Below are 6,511 nucleotides of genomic sequence, written 5' to 3'. Positions count from 1 at the left end.
AAAGCGTGTTTAGGGTAATACCCTAACGGGGGTTCGAATCCCCCCCTCTCCGCCAGAATCGACAAAAACTGCCCTGGCGGTTTTTTTATTGCTCCGGCCCGACCGGCGCAAACAAGCAAGACACCTCCGGAGAGGTGGATGAGTGGTTTAAGTCGCACGCCTGGAAAGCGTGTTTAGGGTAATACCCTAACGGGGGTTCGAATCCCCCCCTCTCCGCCAAAGCAAGCAAAAAAGCCCTGATTGCATAGTCAGGGCTTTTTCGCGTCCGGCATGCCTCAATCCAGCGCCTGGAAATCCTCGGTTCGCTCCGCCCAGGCGAAAATGGCGCTCAATTCCGGCGGCGGCGCGGTCAGCTTGCGCAGCGTCAGGTCTATCCAGGAGCCGCTGACTTCGTGACGCGCGGCCAGGCGGCCGTCCTCCTTGTAAATCTCGTGGCGGATGCAAAAGCGCTTGCCGTCCTGGCTCAGGCCGGCGATGGCCAGGCGCACGTGAATGCGCTCGCTCAGCCGCAGTTCCTTGAAATACTCGGTCCACTCCTTGAAAATGACCGGGCCGAACCCCAGCGCCTGAAATTGTTCAAAGCCAAAGCCTTGGCCGCGCAGCCATTCTATGCGGGCATGGGTACAGAAATCGGCGTAGGCGGTATGGCGGACGTGCTGGTTAGCGTCGCAGTCGGACCAGCGCACTTCCAGCGGATGGCAAAACGGTTCCAAACCAATCTCCTCGGGCGGCAGCGGTTAGCGTGAAGGCGGGGCGGTTCATGATCTTGGCATTGCCCGCGCGCGGGGGTCAAGCGCTTTGCCGCAAGCCCGCTTGGGCTCAAGCGGCGACGCGGAAAGCCGGCCGCTTGTTCTATGCGGCCCCGCGCATCGAGAAACCGCGCGATCCGCGGCGCGGCGGCTTGGATGGCGCGCCCACGCCGCGTCGCCGTCCCGCAGCGTGACACGAGTCCAGCCGCAGGCGAGGCGCCTTCATGCGCGGTTTGTAGTGTAAAGTTGTCGATATTAAGCATTGGCGCGCGCGGCGTTTGTCCATCTCCGGCTCGCGGCTTCTCGGCGGGAGGGTTCAGATGCAAGCGTGGTTTCGACGAGCCCTGTGCGCGGGCCTGCTGGCCGTTGCGGCGCAGGCGGCCGATGCGGCTCCGGCCCTGCTCATCGCCGTGGAGGACGATTGGCCGCCGTATTCGGCGCGCGGCGCCGACGGCGCCGCGCAGGGGCTGGCGCCGCAACTGGCGCGCGAGGCGTTCCGTCGCCGGGGCGTCGAGGTCCGCTTTGTGCTGGTGCCGTTTGCGCGTTGCCTGATGCTGGCGCGCGTCGGCCGCGCCGACGGCTGCCTCAGCGCCACCATTACCGACGATAATCGCGAGCAATTCTGGTGGCATCAAACGCCGATGTTCACCGAAGAACTGGCCATCTTCGCGCTCGCCGCCGGCGGAGCCGGGCTGGGCCTGAGCGATTTGGCCGGCCGCAGGGTGAGCATCACCCAGGATTACACCTATCCCAGCGTTTTCATGCGCGATCCCAAGATCGTCAAATCGGTGGCTCATTCCGATGAGGACCTGATTCGCATGCTGTTGGCCCGGCGCGTGGACTATGTGTTGATGAACGCGCGCCCCGGACAACTGCGCATCCGCGGCAACCCGTTCGCGGCCGGGCGGGTCCGGCAGGCGGGGCGGATCAGCCAGGATGGTTTCTGGCTGGCTTTCTCCAAGGCGCGGCCCAAGGGCAGGGCGTACGCGGACCAGTTCGAGGCCGGCCTGCGCGCCATGCGCGGCGACGGCAGTTACGAGCGCATGCTTCGCCGCTTTCAGCCTGCGCCGCCGGCGAAATGAGGGCGGCGCGGCGGGCAGGCCGGAGGCCGGCCGCGGCGGCGTCCACGCCGCGCATTTGATTCGCATTCACAACTCTTCACATCGTTTTCCCGCGAATTTACCCGCAATTTACAAAAACGCCGATTTTTAAAAAACACCCTTCACAAGCGGCTGTTTTAATAAGGCACTGCTAAGCCATCCCTAATAAGGCACGGCCCGCGCCTCGCGGGACCGTCCGCGTCTTTGTCGACAAGGCTGCTTGCTTGCGCCCTGGGTTTGCCCGCCATTCCCGAATACCCGCTCATATGGAGAAATAATAATGCGCTATCCGTCGCGGCAGCTATTGTCGCTTGCCCTGCTATTGTCTACGCCGGTCTGGCTGGCCGCTTGCGGCTCGCCGCAGCAAAAGGCCGCCGCCGTCCCGCAAGTCACCGTGGAAACCGCCGCGCCCGGCGATGTGCCGATGACCATGGAACTGGTGGGCGAAACCGCCGGTTACCGCGATATCGAGGTGCGCGCCCGCGTGGGGGGCATTCTGCTCAAGCGCACTTATGTGGAAGGCCAGCCGGTGAAGCAGGGACAGACGCTGTTCCAAATCGACCCCGCGCCGTATCAGGCGCAGCTGGAACAGGCCAAGGGCGCGCAGGCGGTGCAGTTGGCCGCGCTGCAAAAAGCCGACGCCGATCTGACGCGCATCCGCCCGCTGTACCAGGAGCAGGCGGTGTCCAAAATGGATTACGACAACGCGGTGGCGGCGCTGAACTCCGTCAAGGCGGCCAAGCAGTCCGCCGACGCCAAGGTCAAGGAAGCCCAGCTCAATCTGGACTACACCCGCGTCACCGCGCCGATTCCGGGCCTGACCAGCAAGCAGGTGCAATCCGAAGGCAGCCTGATCCGCGTGGACGCCGCCGAGCCGCTGACCACCATTTCCCAGCTCAATCCCATCTACGTCAATTTCTCCATTTCCGAGCAGGACAGCCTCAATTACGAACACAGCCTGTCCACCGGCAAGGTGAGCGCGGAAGACGGCAGCCGCCATCCGGTGCGGATCCGTCTGGCGGACGGCCGCGTCTTTCCGCAAAGCGGCAAGCTGGACTTCCGCGACAACCGCGTGGATCCCAAGACCGGCACCATCAGCGCGCGCGCGCAATTTCCCAATGAAGACGAGCGCCTGCTGCCCGGGCAATTCGTGCGCGTGATGCTGGACCTGGGCGTGCGCAAGAACGTGCTGACCGTGCCGGAACAGGCCGTTGTCCAGGCCCAGGCGGACAATCAGCTTATGGTGGTGGGCGCGGACAACAAGGTGCAGGCCAGAATGGTCAAGCTGGGCGCTCAGGTGGGCGGCCGGGTGGTGATCGAATCCGGCCTCAAGGCTGGAGAGAAGGTGATTGTGGACGGCCTGATGCAGGCCCGCCCCGGCGCCGTGGTCAAGCCGGTGGCCGCTGCGCCGGCCAAGGCGTGAGGAGCTAGCCATGTTCTCGCGTTTCTTCATCAACCGCCCCATTTTCGCCAGCGTGCTGTCCATCGTCATTGTGCTGGCCGGCCTGGCGGCGATGCGCGCGCTGCCGGTGGAGCAGTACCCGCAGATCGTTCCGGCCGTGGTGTCGGTGTCGGCCAACTATCCGGGCGCCACGCCGGAAACCATCGCCCAGACCGTGGCCGCGCCCTTGGAGCAGCAGCTCAACGGCGTGGAAAACATGCTTTACATGCAATCCAGCGCCGCCTCCAACGGCCAGCTCAGCCTCAATGTCTATTTTGCCGTGGGCACGGATCCGGACCAGGCCACCATCGACGTCAACAACCGGGTGCAGGCGGCGATGAAACAGCTGCCGGACGAAGTGCAGCGCCAGGGCGTCACCGTGCGCAAGAAATCCACTTCGGTGCTCAGCGTGATCTCCATCGGCTCGCCCACCGGCCAGTACGACCGCAACTATCTGTCCAATTTCGCCCTGCTCAATGTGATGGACGAGCTCAAGCGCATTCCCGGCGTGGGCGATGTGGCGATGATGGGCGGCACCGACTACGCGATGCGGCTGTGGCTGCGGCCGGACCGCATGGCCCAGCTGGGCCTGACCCCGTCCGACGTGGCCAAGGCGGTGCGCGAGCAGAACGCCCAGTTCGCCGCCGGCAAGATCGGCGCCCAGCCCACCAGCGCGCCCATCAGCTTCACCTACACCGTCAACGCCAAGGGCCGGCTCAGCGAACCCAAGGAGTTTGAGAACATCATCGTGCGCTCGATGCCGGACGGCTCCAAGATCCGCGTCAAAGACGTGGCGCGGGTGGAGATGGGCGGCAACGACTACGATGTGATCGGCACCCGCAACGGCAAGCCCAGCGTGGGCATCACCACCTATCTGCAACCCAGCGCAAACGCGCTCAAGGTGTCCGCCGCCATCGCCGCCAAGATGGAGGAGCTCAAGGTCCGCTTCCCGGCCGGCGTGGACTACACCATTCCCTTCGACACCACCAAATTCGTCAAAGTCTCCATCGACGGCGTGGTGGAAACCCTGCTGGAAGCCACCGTGCTGGTGTTTCTGGTGGTGTATTTGTTCTTGCAGAATTTCCGCGCCACGCTGATTCCCTGCATCGCGGTGCCGGTGTCGCTGGTCGGCACCTTCGCCGGCATGCTGCTCTTGGGCTTCTCCATCAATCTGCTGACCCTGTTCGGCATGGTGCTGGCCATCGGCATCGTGGTGGACGACGCCATCGTGGTGTTGGAAAACGTCGAACGCATCATGAGCGAACGCCGCTGCGGCGCCAAGGAAGCCGCGGTGCTGGCGATGGGCGAGGTGTCCGGCGCGCTGGTGGCCATCGTGCTGGTCTTGTGCGCGGTCTTCCTGCCGGTGGCCTTCATGGGCGGCATGACCGGGGTGATGTACAAGCAGTTCGCCGTCACCATCGCCATGTCGGTGATCATTTCCGGCATTGTCGCGCTGACGCTGACCCCGGCCTTGTGCGCCTTGCTGCTCAAGCCCGGCCATCACCAGCCGCCGCGCTTTTTCCAGTGGTTCAACCGCGCTTTCGAGCGCCTGACCGGCCGCTACGTGCTGGGCGTGTTGTTTCTCAACCGCCGTGTCGGCGTCGCCTTCGGCCTGATTGCCGTCGTTCTGGCCGCCACCGTCGGCCTGTATCAGAAAGTGCCCGGCTCGCTGGTGCCCAATGAGGACATGGGCACGCTGTTCGCCAACACCGCCTTGCCGGACGCGGCCGCGCTGACCCGCACCGCCAAGGCCACGGCGGAATTCGACCGGCTGATGATGGCCAATCCCAATGTGGAAAGCGTCACCACCTTCACCGGTTTCGACATCTTGTCCGGCTCCAAGCAGACCAACCGCGGCACCAGCTTCGTCACCCTCAAGGACTGGGACCAGCGCAAGGCCAAGGGCGAGGATTCCTTCTCCGTGGCCGCCGAGTTCAACCGCCTGGGCCGCACCGTGCAGGCCGGCGTGATGAGCGCCTTCAATCCGGCGCCCATCATCGGCATGTCCACGACCGGCGGCCTGGAAGCCTATTTGCAGGACCGCGGCGACCAGGGCGCGCAAAAGCTCAGCCAGGCGGCGGAAAAACTGCTGGCCGCGGCGCGGCAGCGGCCGGAGTTCGCCAGTGTGGCCACCACCTTCCGCGCCAATGTGCCGCAGAAGTATCTGGATCTGGACCGCGAAAAGACCAAGGCGCTGGGCGTGGACATCAATCAGGTGTTCGACACCCTGCAAGCCACTTTCGGCCAGCTCTACGTCAACGACTTCAACAAGTTCGGCCGCACTTACAAGGTGCAGCTGCAGTCCGAGGCGGACTTCCGCGCGCGGCCGGAAGATATCGCCAATATCTATGTGCGCTCCGCCGAGGGCGTGATGGTGCCGCTGTCCAGCCTGGTGGAGGTCAAATCCAGCTATGGACCGGAGCTGGTGGACCGCTTCAACATCTTCAACGCCGCCAAAATCCTGGCCCAGCCCGCGCCCGGCGTCAGCTCCGGCCAGGCCATCCAGGCGCTGGAAGAGGTGACCCGGCAAGTGTTGGGCAACGATTACGCGCTGGCCTGGAGCGGCAGCGCCTATCAGGAAAAACTGGCCGGCGGCACCGCCACCATGGCCTTTCTGTTCGGCATCCTGATGGTGTTCCTGATCCTGGCGGCGCAGTACGAACGCTGGAGCCTGCCGCTGGCGGTGGTGACCTCGGTGCCTTTCGCGCTGTTCGGCGCCTTGCTCGCCGCCGTCATCGGCCATCAGGACAACAACGTCTATTTCCAGATCGGCGTCGTCACCCTGGTGGGCCTGGCCGCCAAGAACGCCATCCTGATCGTGGAGTTCGCGGTACAGCAGCGCCAACAGGGCTTGCCGCTGATGGACGCCGCGCTGGAAGCGGCGCGGCTGCGCTTCCGTCCCATCGTGATGACTTCGCTGGCCTTCATCCTGGGCTGCGTGCCCTTGGTGATATCCAGCGGCGCGGGCTCCGCCAGCCGCCGCGCGCTGGGCACGCCGGTGGTGGGCGGCATGCTGGCCGCCACCTTTATCGCCACTTTCTTCGTGCCGCTGTTTTTCCGCTTGATCATGCAGGCGTCGGAGCGGCGCAAAGCGCCGGCTGCGGCGGAGGAGGCCGACAATGTTTAAACGCGCGCTGATGCCCTCATTGGCGGCGCTGGCGCTGAGCGCTTGCGCGGTCGGCCCCGACTACAGCCGCCCCAAACTGGAGCTGCCGGACAGC

At 64.8% G+C, this 6,511-nt stretch carries 4 protein-coding genes and 1 tRNA gene; 4 read left to right on the top strand and 1 reads right to left on the bottom strand.

Annotation, left to right across the window (positions count from 1 at the left end; all coding sequences use genetic code 11):
* Positions 1–128: 128 nt before the first annotated feature.
* Positions 129–219 (top strand) — tRNA-Ser (locus ACODSD_RS24645).
* 56 nt (positions 220–275) lie between these two features.
* Here ACODSD_RS24645 and ACODSD_RS24640 read toward each other — a convergent pair.
* On the bottom strand, positions 276–713 hold the full coding sequence (locus ACODSD_RS24640; protein WP_158274317.1) for an acyl-CoA thioesterase: 438 nt from the start codon (positions 711–713) through the stop codon (positions 276–278).
* A gap of 356 nt (positions 714–1,069) precedes the next feature.
* On the opposite strand from ACODSD_RS24640, the gene ACODSD_RS24635 reads away from it, so the two are divergent.
* The 3 genes from ACODSD_RS24635 (at position 1,070) to ACODSD_RS24625 (ending at position 6,417) form a co-directional block, all read left to right on the top strand.
* Complete coding sequence (locus ACODSD_RS24635) at positions 1,070–1,831, top strand: substrate-binding periplasmic protein (protein ID WP_488878593.1); 762 nt, start codon at positions 1,070–1,072, stop codon at positions 1,829–1,831.
* Between the two features lie 298 nt (positions 1,832–2,129).
* A complete protein-coding gene (locus ACODSD_RS24630; RefSeq protein WP_107800166.1) occupies positions 2,130–3,272 on the top strand; it encodes an efflux RND transporter periplasmic adaptor subunit in 1,143 nt (380 codons plus the stop codon).
* 10 nt (positions 3,273–3,282) lie between these two features.
* Positions 3,283–6,417 carry an efflux RND transporter permease subunit gene (locus ACODSD_RS24625; protein WP_488878592.1) on the top strand — a complete coding sequence of 1,045 codons (3,135 nt, stop codon included), beginning with the start codon at positions 3,283–3,285 and terminating at the stop codon, positions 6,415–6,417.
* The last annotated feature ends 94 nt before the right edge of the window (positions 6,418–6,511 follow it).

This window comes from Chromobacterium sp. FG22, from assembly GCF_057809415.1.
This window is presented reverse-complemented; position numbering and strand designations above follow the sequence as displayed.

Excerpts from the sequence above, each read along its gene's own strand:
- ACODSD_RS24635 (WP_488878593.1), top strand. The coding sequence starts at position 1,070 with ATGCAAGCGTGGTTTCGACGAGCCCTGTGCGCGGGCCTGCTGGCCGTT.
- ACODSD_RS24625 (WP_488878592.1), top strand. The coding sequence starts at position 3,283 with ATGTTCTCGCGTTTCTTCATCAACCGCCCCATTTTCGCCAGCGTGCTG.
- ACODSD_RS24630 (WP_107800166.1), top strand. The coding sequence starts at position 2,130 with ATGCGCTATCCGTCGCGGCAGCTATTGTCGCTTGCCCTGCTATTGTCT.